Source organism: Paenibacillus sp. EZ-K15 (assembly GCF_002573715.1).
Classification (GTDB): Bacteria; Bacillota; Bacilli; order Paenibacillales; family Paenibacillaceae; genus Paenibacillus_AQ.
The window spans coordinates 17,476-32,998 of record NZ_PDHM01000004.1; the positions used below are offsets into that span (position 1 = coordinate 17,476).

Annotated in this window: 15 protein-coding genes; 8 read left to right on the forward strand and 7 right to left on the reverse strand. The window is 50.3% G+C overall.

The genetic code is table 11. The annotated features are described in order from the left end of the window. From phnW to CRG97_RS01335, 3 genes are all read left to right on the forward strand, one after another. Complete coding sequence (gene phnW, locus CRG97_RS01325) at positions 1-1,095, forward strand: 2-aminoethylphosphonate--pyruvate transaminase (protein ID WP_098741403.1); 1,095 nt, start codon at positions 1-3, stop codon at positions 1,093-1,095. Then, a complete protein-coding gene (gene phnX / locus CRG97_RS01330; protein ID WP_098741404.1) occupies positions 1,092-1,910 on the forward strand; it encodes a phosphonoacetaldehyde hydrolase in 819 nt (272 codons plus the stop codon). The genes phnW and phnX overlap by 4 nt, the downstream gene beginning before the upstream one ends. Before the next feature lie 482 nt (positions 1,911-2,392). Next, complete coding sequence (locus CRG97_RS01335; RefSeq protein ID WP_161952901.1) at positions 2,393-3,835, forward strand: serine hydrolase; 1,443 nt, start codon at positions 2,393-2,395, stop codon at positions 3,833-3,835. 93 nt (positions 3,836-3,928) lie between these two features. Here CRG97_RS01335 and CRG97_RS01340 read toward each other — a convergent pair whose 3' ends face one another. Further along, positions 3,929-4,876 (reverse strand): alpha/beta hydrolase, encoded by a 948-nt coding sequence (locus CRG97_RS01340; RefSeq protein ID WP_098741406.1) that lies wholly within the window; start codon positions 4,874-4,876, stop codon positions 3,929-3,931. 209 nt (positions 4,877-5,085) lie between these two features. On the opposite strand from CRG97_RS01340, the gene CRG97_RS01345 reads away from it, so the two are divergent. Next, the gene (locus CRG97_RS01345) at positions 5,086-5,529 is read left to right on the forward strand and encodes a DUF3888 domain-containing protein (RefSeq protein WP_098741407.1); all 444 of its coding nucleotides are present in this window, start codon (positions 5,086-5,088) and stop codon (positions 5,527-5,529) included. A 144-nt stretch (positions 5,530-5,673) separates the two neighbouring features. On the opposite strand, the gene CRG97_RS01350 is transcribed toward CRG97_RS01345, so the two are convergent. Together CRG97_RS01350 and CRG97_RS01355 are read right to left on the reverse strand one after the other, a co-directional pair. Continuing rightward, entirely contained in the window at positions 5,674-7,422 is a 1,749-nt protein-coding gene (locus tag CRG97_RS01350) for a M28 family peptidase (RefSeq protein ID WP_098741408.1), read from the reverse strand. Between the two features lie 167 nt (positions 7,423-7,589). Then, positions 7,590-8,351 (reverse strand): kanamycin nucleotidyltransferase C-terminal domain-containing protein, encoded by a 762-nt coding sequence (locus tag CRG97_RS01355; RefSeq protein ID WP_098741409.1) that lies wholly within the window; start codon positions 8,349-8,351, stop codon positions 7,590-7,592. 197 nt (positions 8,352-8,548) lie between these two features. Between CRG97_RS01355 and CRG97_RS01360 the strand changes: the two genes are divergently transcribed. Then, positions 8,549-9,262: a class I SAM-dependent methyltransferase gene (locus CRG97_RS01360; protein WP_098741410.1), complete on the forward strand. Its 714-nt coding sequence runs from the start codon at positions 8,549-8,551 to the stop codon at positions 9,260-9,262. A 125-nt stretch (positions 9,263-9,387) separates the two neighbouring features. Here the strand turns inward: CRG97_RS01360 and CRG97_RS01365 are convergent, their stop codons facing one another. Together CRG97_RS01365 and CRG97_RS01370 are read right to left on the reverse strand one after the other, a co-directional pair. Beyond that, positions 9,388-10,005, reverse strand: a complete 618-nt coding sequence (locus CRG97_RS01365; protein ID WP_098741411.1) for a GyrI-like domain-containing protein — start codon at positions 10,003-10,005, stop codon at positions 9,388-9,390. 87 nt (positions 10,006-10,092) lie between these two features. After that, complete coding sequence (locus CRG97_RS01370) at positions 10,093-11,070, reverse strand: helix-turn-helix transcriptional regulator (protein ID WP_153047480.1); 978 nt, start codon at positions 11,068-11,070, stop codon at positions 10,093-10,095. A gap of 217 nt (positions 11,071-11,287) precedes the next feature. On the opposite strand from CRG97_RS01370, the gene CRG97_RS01375 reads away from it, so the two are divergent. Together CRG97_RS01375 and CRG97_RS01380 are read left to right on the forward strand one after the other, a co-directional pair. Further along, positions 11,288-11,890, forward strand: coding sequence for a TetR/AcrR family transcriptional regulator (locus tag CRG97_RS01375; RefSeq protein WP_237566243.1), 603 nt, complete (start codon positions 11,288-11,290; stop codon positions 11,888-11,890). 317 nt (positions 11,891-12,207) lie between these two features. Beyond that, positions 12,208-12,951 (forward strand): SDR family oxidoreductase, encoded by a 744-nt coding sequence (locus CRG97_RS01380; protein WP_098741413.1) that lies wholly within the window; start codon positions 12,208-12,210, stop codon positions 12,949-12,951. Between the two features lie 165 nt (positions 12,952-13,116). Here CRG97_RS01380 and CRG97_RS01385 read toward each other — a convergent pair whose 3' ends face one another. Continuing rightward, positions 13,117-13,695 carry an LOG family protein gene (locus tag CRG97_RS01385; protein WP_098741414.1) on the reverse strand — a complete coding sequence of 193 codons (579 nt, stop codon included), beginning with the start codon at positions 13,693-13,695 and terminating at the stop codon, positions 13,117-13,119. A gap of 220 nt (positions 13,696-13,915) precedes the next feature. Here CRG97_RS01385 and CRG97_RS01390 point away from each other — a divergent pair, with 220 nt between their 5' ends. Continuing rightward, positions 13,916-14,233, forward strand: coding sequence for a MazG nucleotide pyrophosphohydrolase domain-containing protein (locus tag CRG97_RS01390; protein ID WP_098741415.1), 318 nt, complete (start codon positions 13,916-13,918; stop codon positions 14,231-14,233). A 178-nt stretch (positions 14,234-14,411) separates the two neighbouring features. Here the strand turns inward: CRG97_RS01390 and CRG97_RS01395 are convergent, their stop codons facing one another. Then, the gene (locus CRG97_RS01395; RefSeq protein WP_098741416.1) at positions 14,412-15,389 is read right to left on the reverse strand and encodes an electron transfer flavoprotein subunit alpha/FixB family protein; all 978 of its coding nucleotides are present in this window, start codon (positions 15,387-15,389) and stop codon (positions 14,412-14,414) included. Positions 15,390-15,523 lie beyond the last annotated feature (134 nt).

Here is a 15,523-nt window from a genome sequence, read left to right on the forward strand (position 1 = left end):
ATGAATACCTATAAGCTTTTGACACCAGGACCTTTGACGACAACCAAGACGGTGAAAGAGGAGATGCTCTTTGACCGCTGTACATGGGATGATGAGTATAAATCGATTACGCAAAAAATCAGATCGCAGCTCCTGGCACTCGCCGGGGTGGATGCGGCACAATACACAGCGGTGCTGATGCAGGGAAGCGGCACGTTTGCCGTCGAAGCGGTGATGACATCCACCATATCGAATGACGATAGAGTGCTGATTGTAACGAACGGCGCCTATGGTGAGCGGATCGTCAAAATGGCAAAGTATATTGGATTGAATTATGAGGAGTACCAAGTGAATTACGATGAACATCCAAGCGAGGATGAACTGCGAGCTATACTGCATAAGGATGAAGGTATTACGCATATCGCTATGGTACATTGCGAGACGACAACCGGGATTCTGAATCCGCTGGAGATGGTCTCGACGTTGTCCAGAGAATATGGAAAGACCCTCATTATCGACGCAATGAGCAGCTTTGGCGGTATGGAAATCGATGTTCAGGGACTTGGCATCGATTATCTCATCAGCAGTGCGAATAAATGCATCCAGGGCATTCCGGGGTTTGGATTCGTCATCGCCAAGCTGGACAAGCTTGCAGCCTGCGAAGGGATTGCGCGCAGCTTGGCGCTCGATTTGTATGATCAGTGGAAAGGCATGGATCAGGACGGAAAATGGAGATATACTTCGCCGACCCATGTTGTGGCCGCCTTCTCAAAAGCGTTGGATGAGCTGAACGAAGAAGGCGGTGTATCGGAGAGATTCAGCCGTTACCAGAATAACAATCGCCTGCTGCGTGAGAGATTGGCGCAGATCGGCATCCAGTCTTATATTACTGATGACAAGCAATCTCCGATCATCACGACATTCTTATTCCCGAGTGAAGGGTTTAGCTTCGAACACTTTTACGCTTATATTAAAGAAAGAGGCTATGTGATATATCCGGGCAAGCTGACCGACGTGGATACCTTCCGAATTGGGAATATCGGAGAAATCTATGAGCAGGATATCGAGCAATTATGTCATATCATCGAAGAGTATAGGGGAGTGATGGCACAATGAATCGAATCGAAGGCGTTATATTGGACTGGGCCGGAACGGCTGTGGATTTTGGATGCTTTGCACCGGTGAACGTGTTTGTCGATATTTTTAAGAATGCGGGCATTGAAGTGACGATGGCTGAAGCAAGAGCACCGATGGGGATGCTGAAGATCGATCATATTCGTGCCATGCTATCCATGCCGAGAGTGTCGGCGCTATGGGAAGCGAAGTACGGAAGAGCCTTCGATGAGCAGGACGTGGAACGGCTGTATGCAGAATTCGAGCCGGCGTTGATGGCTTCTTTATCCGAGTACACGGACCCGATTCCGGGTGTTATTGAGACGGTTGAAGCATTGAAGGGTCAAGGCTTGAAGATTGGTTCTACGACAGGTTATACAAGTAACATGATGGAGGTTGTGGTTGCCAATGCCCGGCAAAAGGGCTACAGCCCGGATGTCTATTTCACACCGGATGATACACACTCCCAAGGAAGACCTTATCCGTTCATGATTTATCGGAATATGGAGTCTCTCCGGTTATCGGCATCCTGGAAAGTGGTTAAGGTGGGGGATACCGTCTCGGACGTGAAGGAAGGCGTGAACGCAGGTGTATGGTCGGTTGGCGTTGTCATCGGCAGCTCGGAAATGGGCCTGAGTTCAGAAGAGTATCATGCCCTGTCAGAATCGGACCGGGAAGCTGCGATCTCGAAAACCGAACAGACATTTATCCAGCATGGGGCGGACTTTACGATTCGGACGATGAATGAGCTGCCGCAGTTAATTGAGAGAATTAACGACATGCTGGTGGAGGGACAAAGACCGGGGGTTCAGCGCTAGGAAGGTTGCATATGAAGAAGCCGCGTTCGCACGCGGCTTCTTCGCTGTTTGGAGGGAAGACTTTCTGCTTACAGCTGCATCGTCACCTCTGCAGAATCTCTAGCACGCTACGCACCACAATATCGGCTATCAGAAACACAACCAGCATGACGGAAACGATGTAGACACAGCCGTTCAACCAGTGAAATCAGGAACATTTGCCACATCGTATTGGAGAAGTTCATCGCGCTGCCTACCATGGCTATACATGCAAAAATCACATGCACATACATCACGTTTAACGAGGCTGACACCGGCACCGTTTGCTTCTGGTTCTCCTTGGTAGTGTTCAGCTATAGTTAACTATTACCAGATTAAGCAAAGAGAAATGAAGTAAGATGTATTCAGATGCTTTTGAAGGGACGTGAAACCGTTGGTATAACGCATTGTATTGCATGTTCATGCTGTTTGATAATTTCATATCATACCCATGGGAGGATACAATGAGCGAGATACAGCGGATTGTAGAGAATTTAGATCGGATATTACCCCAGTTTATCCAAGATGAACCGTTACCCGGCTTGGCCGTTGGCGTGGTATATGATCACCAGATGATCTATGCCAAGGGATTCGGGGTAACCCGTATACGGAGTGGCGAAGCCGTTACGGAGCATACTCTGTTTCATATGGCCTCGGTCTCCAAAACGTTGGTTGCCACCGGTATTATGCAGCTTGCTGAGGAGGGCATCATCAGGCTTGACGGATGGGTGTCCGATTATTTGCCTTATTTTGAAATGATGGATGGCCGAGCCCGGGATTTAACGATACGCCAGCTTTTAAGCCATACATCGGGACTGCCGGATGAAAGTGACTTTGCATGGGACCGTCCTGAATATGATGAGGAAAGCCTGGAGCGATATGTAAGGAGTTTGAAGGATTACAAGTTGCAAAGGGAGCCGGGTCAGGCTTTCGATTACAGTAACATCGGCTACGAAATATTAGGCGACGTGATAGCGAAGGCCACGGGCCTTCCGTTTGAACAATATATGAAACAGAAGCTGCTGAAGCCTGCTTCCATGTTAAATAGCACTTTTCTAAGAGAAGAGGCAACAGATTACCCTCCGGCAAGCCCCCATGTGCTCGGGCTTCAGGGAGGCTATGGAGCTGAATTCAGCAGCATATTCCCATACCATCGTGCCCATGCGCCAAGTTCAACTCTTTACTCCAATGTGGTGGATATGTGCAACTATGCATTGGCTCATTTAAGTGGGAGCAGTACGACTCGGGGAGCAAGGAAATCGATTCTCGAAGCTAGCAGCTACAGTGAGATGTGGTGCAGTGTGACTTCAACTGATTATGGTGATGGTCTGGAGGACTTCGGCCTAGGGTGGTTTATGGGGTTATATCGAGGGCACCGTGTCATGTCCCATATGGGGCGGGATATCGGGTTTCGCAGCAACTTGATGCTGCTGCCAGATGAAGGAATGGGCATCGTATTCATGATGAATGCCGATCATGTTGGAGGCAAAATACTCAGTTTAGCAATTCTGGATGTTTTGCTGGGGGATGACGTTCTTTATGTACAAAGATCACTCGCCCATCACTTATCACAGCTTACGATCAGGTCTGGGGTAGATGCGGCGGTCAGGGAGTATAACGAGATTCAGCAGTCGTGCCCGGAACGCTTCCTGGTGCTTGAAGGCGAATTCAATGCAGGTGCGTATACGCTGATGCGGGGCGGATGGATTCAAGAGGGAATCCGGCTGCTCGAGCTGTCCGTGCAGATATTCCCGGAATCCTCGAACATCCATGATAGTCTTGGAGAGATGTATCTGCTTGCGGGTGAACGCGCGCTTGCGCTGAAGCATTATCGAAAATCGGTTGAACTGGACCCGGAGCATGCTGAGGGAATTCGTATGGTGAATGAGCTGCTTCAGTCTAACTAAAGTTTATTTTATCAAAAAGAACACTTTCACCTAACACAATTCCTCACCAAAAAGAGCAGTCCACAAGGACTGCTCTTTTAACCTTCTTCCATTTTATTGCACGTACGTGCCAATAAACTCTGTTACTTCGCGGTCATATCCCTCGGGATCGAACTGGCGCGCCATGCCGTGACCTGCTTCGGGGACGATGAACAGCTTCTTTTGCTCCGGACCATTCTCGTACAGCTCATACACCATCTCGGTAGGTACGAACAAATCGCCGCCGCCATGAATGAACAGCATCGGGGTCTTGGATTTCTTGACCTGCTCCAGAGCGGATGCTTCGCCGAAGGAGTATCCGGCGCGGATCTTGGTCAACAGACTTGTGGATTGAACCAGCGGGAAGGACGGAAGCTTATACATGCGCTTTAGCTGATAGGTCAGCTCATCCGTGACCGAGGTATACCCGCAGTCCTCGATAATGGCTTTTACCTGGGGGGGAAGCTCTTCGCCGCTGGTCATCATGACCGTTGCACCGCCCATGGATACGCCATGAAGTACGACTTGAGCAGCTTCGCCTGTATGCCCAATGACTTGATCAATCCATTTCAGATAATCCTTGCGCTCCGGCCAGCCGAAGCCGATGTAATCGCCCTCGCTTCGTCCGTGACCTCGGGCGTCGGGTAGAAGCACGTTATAACCCAGATCCTCATGGTACCATTGGGCGAATTCGCTCATCAGCTCCGAATGACCGGAGTAGCCGTGGGCAATGATGACGGTTTTACCCGTTGATACCTTGGCAGGTAAATAGTAAGCATGCAGCTTCAGACCGTCGTCTGAAGTAAGGTTCCATTCCTCTAAGCTCTGCTGAGCCCACCATTCCTTGCTGTTGGCAAAGGGGTTGTCGATATTCGAGTTGGCTTCCAGGTCCGGGTTGCCGTTCAGAAAACCCTTGTCGGCGCGGGCAATAGCGACGTTATAGAAGTAGAAGCTTGCTGCGATAATAATGACAACCAGTAGTGCGATGATAGCTGCTGACATGATCATAATCCTTTTTTTCATATTGATGGTTATCCTCCCCGTATCATGGAACACGATGAATGTGATAAGGAAGGTTTATGCCGATACGATATCGTTCCTTCCACCTATCATATCGCACGTCCCCTGATTAATCTATATCGCGGCCACGTTCGTTTCGTGGGTGTTACATCAATCCTATCGGTTGGGGTAGCCTAAAAATAAAGAGCTGCAGCAGGAGGCGAGAGAGAACTATGCACAAACGCTTCATCAGCCTAATTCTTGCCGTTGTTACGGTTATGGGTTTACCGCTGCCGTCCTATGCCGAGGGGGCCTATTCTTCACCGAAGAAGGATAGTGCACAGCTGCAATATCAGGATATGCTCATGCTATTTCTGCTTCCTCATATCGATAAAGCGGTTCGCAGTCATTACATCCATACGTTGGAGGAGCAACCGCTTGTCTATCCATACTTTGTGGATGTGACCGGAGTGAAGAGGGTGAACGGATTTCGCGGTTTTCATTTCATCATTACGCTTGAGGCCAGCCCAACGGTCGGTCCCCATATTACGGTGGGAAAGGACCGGCTTGTATTTGAGGTGGCTCCGACGATTCCCGGCGGTATGGTCAAGCTGGTGGAATACAAACATCTGGAGACATATGAGCTCCCCCCGCATTGGCAAGATATCGTGAAGTAACGGCGGCGAAACCAATCCAATGTCACATCCAAAAAAACAAGCAAACGCAGCTCGCGCGTTTGCTTGTTTGGTATGGGTATAACGGTGCGTTTATCGGGTGTTACACCCTCAAGCATTGAGCGGTAGGCAGGGTGCCTGCAAGGATTATCGCATCTCGAAAATCGGTCGATCCGGTCCGGGTTCGGCCTGGATCCAGCCGATGGCGAGCAGAACGACGATGGCGATGAAGGCAGCCGGCAGTACCCATTTCCAGGCATATGCGAGCATTCGTACAGCCGGGGACATCATGGCAAGTATCAGCCCGATCAGTACAACGCTGAAGAGGTGAATCCCTGGCGGCAGCATGAGGAACACAATATGAAAGACCGAAGTAAACATCAGAACAGGGATAAGGGACGTTCCCAGTACAACAGCCGGATGGTTTAAGGATTCGATTGGGTCCCGGGTAAATGCCGCCCATGTCAATGCCGCGAACTGGACCAGCAGCGGAATCGCAAATAAATAGCTTGCGCCCGGCAGGAACCAGGTGGAGCCGACAAGCAGCAGCAGGAACAGGAATGCGCCTGCCAGCAGCATCTCCAATTCATTCACTTTCTGCACGATCCAGCGGGTGAGCGCAACATGAATGATGAAGGTTACCAGTATGAAGCTGACGCTGTACAGAAGCGAATCATAGGTTGCGCCTGTGGGCTGCGTCATTTTGCCGGCCCATAACGTATCAATGAGCGACCACAAACCAAAACTTAGCGCTGCCGAGAGCACGACGGCCAGAATCGGGGTTAGCAAGCTAATCAAACTTCCCTTAAGGGAGAGTCTAGAGATGCGGGCATACAATACCGCGAAAGCCAGCCATATCGCCGCGAACACCACGGTGATCGGGATCGCCCATTTTGCAGGGTAATGAACCAGCAGGCCAAATAAATTGAAGTAAATACGGTTGTCTGTTGAAGTCAGGTCAGTCAAGTCGAGATTGCCAAAATGTTTGGCCACGGCGAGTGCATTCTCGCCTTGATGCTGCATGGTTTCAAGGGAGACGTTCTCCGTGTTGTCCATCGGGGTATGATAGGCTACCCACCCATCGCCATAGGCAAAGTTTAGTCCCGGGAGGCCATGCTCCAGCGCCACCGTCAGATCGGTATCGTTCGGCAGTTGTTTGTAGAGGTCCACCAAGAGCGAGTTGCTGACTGGATTGGGTACGGCCTTGGCGTATTCTTCAATGATCCGACTATTGCTGTCGCTGGTCTGGAACATGAGGGAGGAGCCTTTTGATCCGCGGGCTTCAAAATTCGCAATCATGCCAACCTCTCGATGCTGTGGGTCACGGAAGAATACTTCAGCCCCCAGCATGCCTTTCTCCTCCCCGTCTGTCAGCAGAATCCATATGTCATTCTGCGGTGGAGGCCCGGCCTGGATCGCTCTTGCCGTCTCCAGCAATGAAGCTACGCTTACCGAAGCATCATTCGCTCCGGGTCCGGTAGGGACCGAGTCATAATGGGACATAAGCAGGAGCGGGTTGCCCGATCCGGTGCCCTTAATGACGCCCAGAATGTTCGTTAGCTGAGTGTCGGCGTCGATGTGCTTGGTTGTCAGGCGGTCATTAAATTCTTGAACGTCCGGGTTCAAGCCGAGTTGCTCCATCTGTTCCACCAAGTAAGCTCTGACTTCCGCATTGGCAGGCGAACCCATCGGGTGGGGTTCTTGCGCAATCTGCTCGACATGCGCCATTGCGCGTTCGGCAGAGAATTCGGTTGCGGGTGCATCGATGCTGCTGGCCTGCGGCGGTTTCTCGAACCACAGCATGAGGGAGATAAAGAGTATGACGGTGAGGATGGTTGTAAGCGGCAGCCAATAAGGAGGTTTGTAATCCGGCGGTCTACTCAATTGAATTTGCATGATAAATACTCACTTCCTTTTATGATCATTCAGGCGTTTCGTAAGGCGATCTTTCATCGTATGTAAGAAACGTGCTCTTACACAGCGTAGTTCCAGAATATGACATGTGTCAATATAAGATTGAGAATGATCAGCTTTCCATGCATAACACAAAGCAAGAGCCTCCATCAGAATGGAAGCTCTTTAGATTTATATTCAATATTCATTTTTTCATACCATGCGTTCAGTCCGGTCCAGAGCTGTTCACAAAGCTCATATACATGATCGATCTGGAGAAGCTGACCCCGCATGACCAATTGCGCCAGTTCATCGTATCCGGAAGGCCTGGATTTCAGGGACAGTGATTCCTCCAATGTCTTGGCTCTTGTATTGTAAAATGCTCGGTTGGCAAGTCCAATCAGCTTGGCCGTCTGCCAGGTCAGATCCTTGGCGCCAAGCGGGAGGTAGCTAAAGTTACCGGATTGGACGTTGTTTCGTATTTTGCCCATCGTTTCGTAGGGTTCCCAGATCATGAATCCCCGCATCGTTTCTTTGATGGCTTCGTCTGAAACCTGGAGGGGCAGCTTCCGAATCTCAGCGAGCAGGTTCGCCGGATCGTAGATTTCCTGTAGATGGACATAAGCGCCGGCTGTAATCGCCCATGAGTCGTCCACAGATGCGGCAGCCTTCAGCATGTCCTGTTTTTGTTCCATGCCGATTTCGATTTTGAAAGGGGGGTATATGAATTCGTGTCCGGTCAGGGAGACTCCGTCCTGTGTAACAACTTGAAGTTCAATGTCCGAGTAAGGGCCATCAATCCCTTGCGCGATCGAGCCGTACAGGCCAATGGCTAGAATGTCATCGCCGTGCAAGTGAAGCAGCCGGTCTTTGATTTGATGAATGATGTTCATTTTCTCTTCTCTGGTCGTAGCCGCAGGATAAGGTAACATAAGAAAAGCCCCCTCCGAAATAAGTTAGTTATCCATATTATAATATAAATAGAACGGTTGAAAGCGGAGTGGTGTTTGGGATTCTGTGAATAAATATAAGGGTTATCCGGCATTCCACCATATGGTAATATATACGTGCGGATGTGGGGAGTAGTTGTCGCACCCGCACCCACAATAAATAGCTGAGGTGAGAAGAGATGAGTAGAGCTGAGCAGAGTCAAGGCAAGACCAAACAGGAATTGGACCGGGTTGTATTTATTGGCCGCACGTTTGAAGAGTACACGTTTATGTTTGATTTGGAAATGTCAGAGCTTACCGGCAAAAGGGTATTGGATTGCCCTTCCGGTGCGTGTTCGTTCACCGCTCACGGTTCGAAGCATGGTTTTGATATCACGGCCAGTGATATTGCCTATGATCACAAGCCGGATGACCTGGAGGCCAAGGGACTGCAGGATATCGGGCATGCGATGGAAACGATGGAGCAGGCGAAGAGTAACTATGTTTGGGACTATTACGGAGATGTGCAGGGACTTCGTCGGCATCGCGAGCAAGCGCTCCGCGATTGCGTCCAGGATATGAGGGAGTTTCCAGATCGCTATGTCGCTGCAGTACTGCCGGAGCTGCCTTTTGCTAACGAACAGTTTCACCTGGTGCTGTCCGCCCATTTTCTGTTTATGTACAGTGACCGATTGGATTATGACTTTCATGTCCAGACGATTCGGGAGCTGCTGCGAGTGGCCTCGGAAGAGGTGCGCATCTTCCCGTTGACCGATTTGTCAGGGAGCCGCTACGCTCATATGGAGCGCCTGATTCATGAGCTGGAGGCAGAAGGCTTTCGGGTAGCGGAAGTCAAGGTGCCCTATGAGTTTATGAAGAATGGGAACTCACTGCTAAGCATTCGTAAGAGATAGGCAGACGTATAAAATTAAGATGTAGAATGAGTGTAAATAAGAGAGGGAGCCGGCAACCAGCCGGTTCCCTCTTTATGGTTTGGATGGTTTTTGCAGAGAGGACGTACTTCATTCCTCTATTAGTTCTAATCCTCCTGTCTTACAGGGGCACGGAGAATGGTTTTCATGGAGGCGGAGGCGGCTTTTCGGGGATCGGACAAATAAATCTCATGATGCAGCCCGTCCTGTACGTAATGATGCTGTTTCATGTAGGCATACATTTTCGCCAGCGTTTCTGGCTCTGTGCTATAGGGGCCGATATGCATGATTTGGACGCATAGTCCCTCATGGATCGTTTCCAATACCACTTGCTGAATGGGTTCCAGATGATTTTTCTTGGAGAAGGCCTTGTCCCGCGCGGAATTCACGATCTCCGGGGTGACGAACGCCGGCATCCGAATGAGCAGCTTCCAATGCCATTCCTCTTTCGGAACCTCTAAACCATACTGATCCGAGTTAACCCACCATTGTCCTTCAAGTTTAGGAACCGTAAAATCCTGAATTTCCGCCTTGCAATGTCCCTTAACGCCATAGGCAACGGTATACAGCGCCTCGGTAGCATCCTCGAACATGGAGCTTTCGGGCGCACCTTGACCTTCGAATGACAGATAGAGCAAGGGGTCGAACTGCACAAGCTCAGGGATGTTCCCGGCTGTGTAATAGGTTTTATCGCTTTTGGCTAGATCTAGTTTAGGAAGCGTCATACGTAAATCTCTCCTTTATGGTCATGATTTACGGCTATCATAAACCAAATTCACTGACAGCATAGGAGTCAGTGAATTATCGAAGGATCAGTCCTCGTAATATGCGGCCAGGTCTCGGGCTGTCTCGGAGAGAACGGTTCGCAGCTGCTGAGGCTCAAGCACATTAATTCCTCTGCCATAAGAAAGCAGCAGATATGGCATGTATTGCAGCATCCAATCCGGATGCATACGGAATTCGGCCTCATCGTTAGTTCTTCTTGTAACAAGATAAGGCTGCAGGAACCACTGATTGCATATCGCGTCCAGGACCTCGGTGCGACCTTGAAGGCGAACGGTCACCAACGTCGGTTCCTTCGCCTTCGTCTTCTGATCCTGGTACTCATGAATACGGTTCATGTAGTCATGTACCGAGAAATGTTCCGGCATTTCAAATGTGCGGCCTGTTAACGATAGGCTGTTCATCCGGTCTACTCGGAATACACGGAGGGCCTCCCGTTGATGGCAATAGGCAATCAAATACCATTTGCCGAGCCGATAGATCAGCCCATAGGGATCAATGTGGCGCTCCTCCGCGGAGCCGCTGAAGGACTTCGCATATTGAAGGACCAGGGTTTCCCGACTGGCAATGGCTTGCTCTAACTCGCGCAACATGGGGTGAAGCAAGGCACTCTGTGATGGCGAGGGGATATGGATGCTGCCGACATGACGCCTCAAGTCTTCCAATTGGGATTCCTGAAGACGGTGTTCAATTTTAGTTCGTGCTTTTTCAAGAGCATCCGTAAACGGATAGTCCGCTTGCCGGGCAAGAAGCACACTGTGTTCCATGGCTTTAAGCTCGGTTACTTCGAAGAACAGCGGCACGCTTAAAAAAGAATCGGGCAGCCTGAACCCCCCGCCATGCCCGGATTCGGATATGATGGGGACCCCGCTCATACCCAGCGTATCGATGTATCGATAGACCGTTCGGATACTTAGCTCAAGTCTCTCTGCCAATTGCTCGGCTGTCATTTTTTTATGTGATCGAAGCAGCCATAGTATGGATAACAAATAGTCCAGCTTAGCCATGGACAGCACTCGCTTTCTTCATGTTATTTAGGTTAAATCCGGATCAATGAAGCTATTATAACAATCCATGAGGGGGTGTGATCAAGGGGATGAAGTGGGGATTCCAGGTATAACAAATAACAAAAGTTCAATATTGATATTGATTGATGGTTTGTTATAATGTGTTCAACAGAGAGGGGGCGTGAAGATGGGCATTGGGCTGTAATGGAAAGCCCCAGTGCTCATTGAACCTATGTCACATGACCAGCCATTAACAAAAGAAGCCATATTGGACGCTGCCGAGCAGACGCTTCGGCGCTATGGCCCCGACAAGACCTCGGTTGTCGATGTTGCCAAGGCGCTTCAAGTGAGCCATGGATCTCTATACCGGCATTTTCCCAGCAAGGCCGCTCTGAGAGAAGCTGTAACGGAACGGTGGCTGCAGCGGATTGCGGATCCGTTACAGAAGATTGCAGACGGAACGAAAGGGAGTGCCACCGATCGCTTGCGGTTATGGACGGATACCCTCATCCGGGCCAAACGTGCTTATGTCCTCGAGGATCCCGAGATGTTTGCCATGTATACAACCGTGACGCTGGAAGCCGTCAAGGTGATTGATACGCATGTGAGGCTGTTAATCGGACAGATTGCCCAGATCATCGATCATGGGATGCATGTCGGTGAATTTAAGCCCGGTCAGTCGGAGTCGGTGGCAAAAGCCTTTTTCATGGCAACTTCCCTGTTTCACCATCCGGCACATGCCTCTCAGTGGACCTCGAAGGAGATTGAAGCCGATTTTGACTCGGTGTGGGAGCTATTGTTATCCGGAATCACGAAATAATAGTAAACGGGCGAGAATCATAGTAAGAGGGAACTAAGCAGTGCTCGCGGCCGCTGTTATGCGATACCGCAAAAGCACCGCGGGAGCTAGCGCGGTAAGATCACCACCTACGTTAAAAAGATGCTATTCTTGGCGATACTCGCATGGGATAGCGTCTTTTTTTGTTCTTATTCAATTACAAATGACAAAAATATAAAATTGTCACTTGTAATTTGTTATATGGAGACATATAATCAAATTACAAAAAAGACGTACAGATCAGAGGATCCATCTGATGAGATATTCGTGCACCTAATTCCTATGCGGGAGGTTGTATCATGACAAAGAGTTTATCGGGCAAGGTAGCTATCGTAACGGGAGCATCAAGAGGCATCGGGCGTGAAATGGCGGAGAGGCTTGCGGAGAACGGGGCTAAGGTGGTTGTAAACTATGCGAGCAGCCCGACTAAAGCCGAGGAAGTGGTGAGCGCCATTAAGCAAGACGGCGGCGAAGCCCGGGCTATTCAAGCCGATATAAGTCAGGTAGCAGCAATTGAACGTTTGTTTAGTGAAACGATCGAGGCTTATGGCGGAATCGATATTCTCGTGAACAACGCCGGCGTCATGACAACCAAACCGATTGCGGCCATGACGGAGGAAGATTTCGATCAGCAGTTTGCGATTAATGTGAAGGGGGCTTATTTTGCGATCCAGCAGGCTTTTCACCATATGAATTCGGGCGGGCGCATCATCAATTTCTCGACGTCTGTAGTTGGGCAAATGTTCCCGGCGTACAGCGTATATGCTGGCACGAAGGGCGCTGTAGAGCAGTTTACGCGTCAGTTGGCTAAAGAATTCGGACCCAAAGGAATTAGAATTAACGCTGTGGCGCCCGGACCGATTAATACGGAGCTCTTCACGGTTGGCAAATCGGAGGAACAGATCGCGGGAATCGCAAGCACGAATGCTTTCGGACGTCTGGGGGAACCGGACGATGTCGCAGGGGCCGTCCTTTTTCTGGCCGGCGAAGAATCGAAATGGATCACAGGTCAAACGATCCGCGTGAACGGCGGGTTTGTGTAATACTCGTCAATATTGCAAAAACAAAAAGGCACCGGGATTTCCGGTGCCTTTCCTTACGGATAAGGTCGATCCGTGGTAGGGGGTCATAAATACGCATTATCCTACTTGTGAGTATAAGACTTCCCCTGAATGTGGGGAAATGATGTTATTCTCCGCAAACGCCCCTTAGTCCAAGTCTTTCCACTTCAAATCCAGCGTCGGAGGCGTGTAGCTATCCATGAGCTCGAGCAGCTTGAGCGGGTCATCGGAGATGTTGATCAGGTTTAAGTGGGAGGCATTGGAGAAACCTTCCGTAATACTGTACTGAATCAGCTTCATGAACGGTTCATAATACTCCCGGACATTCAGCAGTCCGATCGGTTTCTGATGAATTCCAATTTGCGACCAGCACAATACTTCGAACAATTCCTCAAAGGTTCCAAAACCGCCCGGCATGGCGATAAACCCGTCGGACAGTTTCGCCATCGTCGCTTTGCGCTCATGCATATCGGCTACTTCAATGAGCTGGGTCAGCTCGGTATGTACAATCTCGCCTTTAAACAGTCCGCTCGGCATCACACCGATAACTTCACCGCCATGCTGCAAAACGGCATTAGCCACTTCACCCATCAATCCGATATTGGAGCCGCCGTATACAAGCTTATATTGGTTGTGGGCAATGTGTCTGCCGAGCTCGGCAGCTTTCGCTTTATAGTCTGGGTGTTCCCCCATGTTCGATCCTGCAAATACACATATAGATTTCAATTCGCACACTCCTTGACAAGATGTTGATATTTCATTTGAGCAATTATACTATATATAGTGATTTATGTCATGGCATCGATGGACTATATACTGTTAATGCTCATCAGATGGCACCTACTTATATTATGGCATACATGTTAGCATTATCATGAGTTTGATCTTGAATTATGTAAAAAGTAAAGGTTAAGTGATCCCAGGGAATCGCGGAGGTAGCACAAGCATGGATATGAATGAAGCGCAGCAATGGATTAAACAGTTTTACGGGGAGCGAGGCTGGACCCAGTACGGTCCCTTTATTCGCGTTGGGTTTTTGATGGAGGAGACAGGGGAAACGGCGCGTGCCGTCCGCGCTTATGAGATCGGCAGGGACCGCCCCGACGAGGAGGTTCAATCCAAGGAACAGCTCAAGCAGGATTTGGTGGAGGAGATCGGCGACGTGCTCGGCAACATTTCACTGTTGGCGGATCTTTATGGCATTTCGCTGGAAGAAGCATTTACTGCCCATCAGCAGAAGCTGCTGAAGCGGTTTGGCTCTTAAAGGTGATACGCTAGACCCTGTTTTGCATCCCATTGACGAGGCTGCCCCCCAGGAATGATTCATAGTCGAAGGGGCATTATTACGGCAAAACTTACGAAGTAAAAGGCCGCCCCAGGTCCCTTGGACCTTTTGGAGCAGCCTTTTTTTACATGTATCGTGGGATAAACCATTAGAAGTCTTACGATACCAGGACCTTGCGGAATTCCTCCGTCAGCAGCGGGACGATATCGAACAGATCGCCGACGATGCCGTAATCGGCTACCTTGAAGATCGGTGCGTCAGGGTCTTTGTTAATCGCAATAATGACCCGCGATTGGCTCATGCCGGCCAGATGCTGGATGGCGCCGCTAATGCCGCAGGCAATATAGATCTCGGGCGTGACGACTTTGCCGGTCTGCCCGATCTGGAGCGCGTAATCGCAGTAGCCGGCATCGCAGGCGCCGCGCGATGCGCCGACCGCCCCGCCGAGCAGGTCGGCGAGCTCCTCCAGCGGCTTAAAGCCGTCCGCGTTCTTCACGCCGCGCCCGCCGGAGATGACGATTTTGGCTTCCGAGAGGTCGATTTTCCCCGTGGTTTTGCGGACGACGTCCTTTACCACGGAGCGGAGGGAAGGAGCCGGGTAAGCGATATCCTCAATGCTGGCGCTAGCGCCTTCGATGGCTTCCGCAGTAGGAATATTGTTCGGACGCACCGTGACCACCCACGGTCCGTTCTGGAAGACGCGCTTCTCAAAAGCTTTACCCGCATAGAGCGGACGCGTGAACACCGCTTCTCCACCTTCCGTCTCGATCGCGGTTACGTCGGAAATTTGCCCGGCATTCAGGGAAGCGGCGACGAGCGGTGCTAGATCACGACCGATGGCCGTATGTCCGAAGAGGACGGCATCCGGTTTGGCCTGACCGATAACCGCTTCAATGGCCGCCATATAAGCTTCGGGATTATAGCTCTCCAGATCATCATGCTCAACCGTATAGATCGTATCGGCACCATAGGCGTTCAGGGCCGATACGGCCTCGGTAATGTTGGAGCCCGCAACCAGAATGCGGATGCTGTCACCGTCACCTGCAATCAAACGAGCTGCGCCAAGCGTCTCGAGGGCAACCTGGCGCAGCTTCCCATCTCGGTTCTCGGCATACACTAATATCGTTTTGCTCATATCATAACCTCCTAGGATCCATTTGAGATTGAAGAGAAGAGAGTTTGACGATTTAACCAGCCTGAGCAACCTAAGCGAATTCAGGAGATTTCCTCCGACCGCTGCTGCTCCGGATTTGCGAAACGTATCAAGCG

Excerpts from the sequence above, each read along its gene's own strand:
- phnW (WP_098741403.1), top strand. The coding sequence starts at position 1 with ATGAATACCTATAAGCTTTTGACACCAGGACCTTTGACGACAACCAAG.
- phnX (WP_098741404.1), top strand. The coding sequence starts at position 1,092 with ATGAATCGAATCGAAGGCGTTATATTGGACTGGGCCGGAACGGCTGTG.
- CRG97_RS01335 (WP_161952901.1), top strand. The coding sequence starts at position 2,393 with ATGAGCGAGATACAGCGGATTGTAGAGAATTTAGATCGGATATTACCC.
- CRG97_RS01340 (WP_098741406.1), bottom strand. The coding sequence starts at position 4,876 with ATGAAAAAAAGGATTATGATCATGTCAGCAGCTATCATCGCACTACTG.
- CRG97_RS01345 (WP_098741407.1), top strand. The coding sequence starts at position 5,086 with ATGCACAAACGCTTCATCAGCCTAATTCTTGCCGTTGTTACGGTTATG.
- CRG97_RS01350 (WP_098741408.1), bottom strand. The coding sequence starts at position 7,422 with ATGCAAATTCAATTGAGTAGACCGCCGGATTACAAACCTCCTTATTGG.
- CRG97_RS01355 (WP_098741409.1), bottom strand. The coding sequence starts at position 8,351 with ATGTTACCTTATCCTGCGGCTACGACCAGAGAAGAGAAAATGAACATC.
- CRG97_RS01360 (WP_098741410.1), top strand. The coding sequence starts at position 8,549 with ATGAGTAGAGCTGAGCAGAGTCAAGGCAAGACCAAACAGGAATTGGAC.
- CRG97_RS01365 (WP_098741411.1), bottom strand. The coding sequence starts at position 10,005 with ATGACGCTTCCTAAACTAGATCTAGCCAAAAGCGATAAAACCTATTAC.
- CRG97_RS01370 (WP_153047480.1), bottom strand. The coding sequence starts at position 11,070 with ATGGCTAAGCTGGACTATTTGTTATCCATACTATGGCTGCTTCGATCA.
- CRG97_RS01380 (WP_098741413.1), top strand. The coding sequence starts at position 12,208 with ATGACAAAGAGTTTATCGGGCAAGGTAGCTATCGTAACGGGAGCATCA.
- CRG97_RS01390 (WP_098741415.1), top strand. The coding sequence starts at position 13,916 with ATGGATATGAATGAAGCGCAGCAATGGATTAAACAGTTTTACGGGGAG.
- CRG97_RS01395 (WP_098741416.1), bottom strand. The coding sequence starts at position 15,389 with ATGAGCAAAACGATATTAGTGTATGCCGAGAACCGAGATGGGAAGCTG.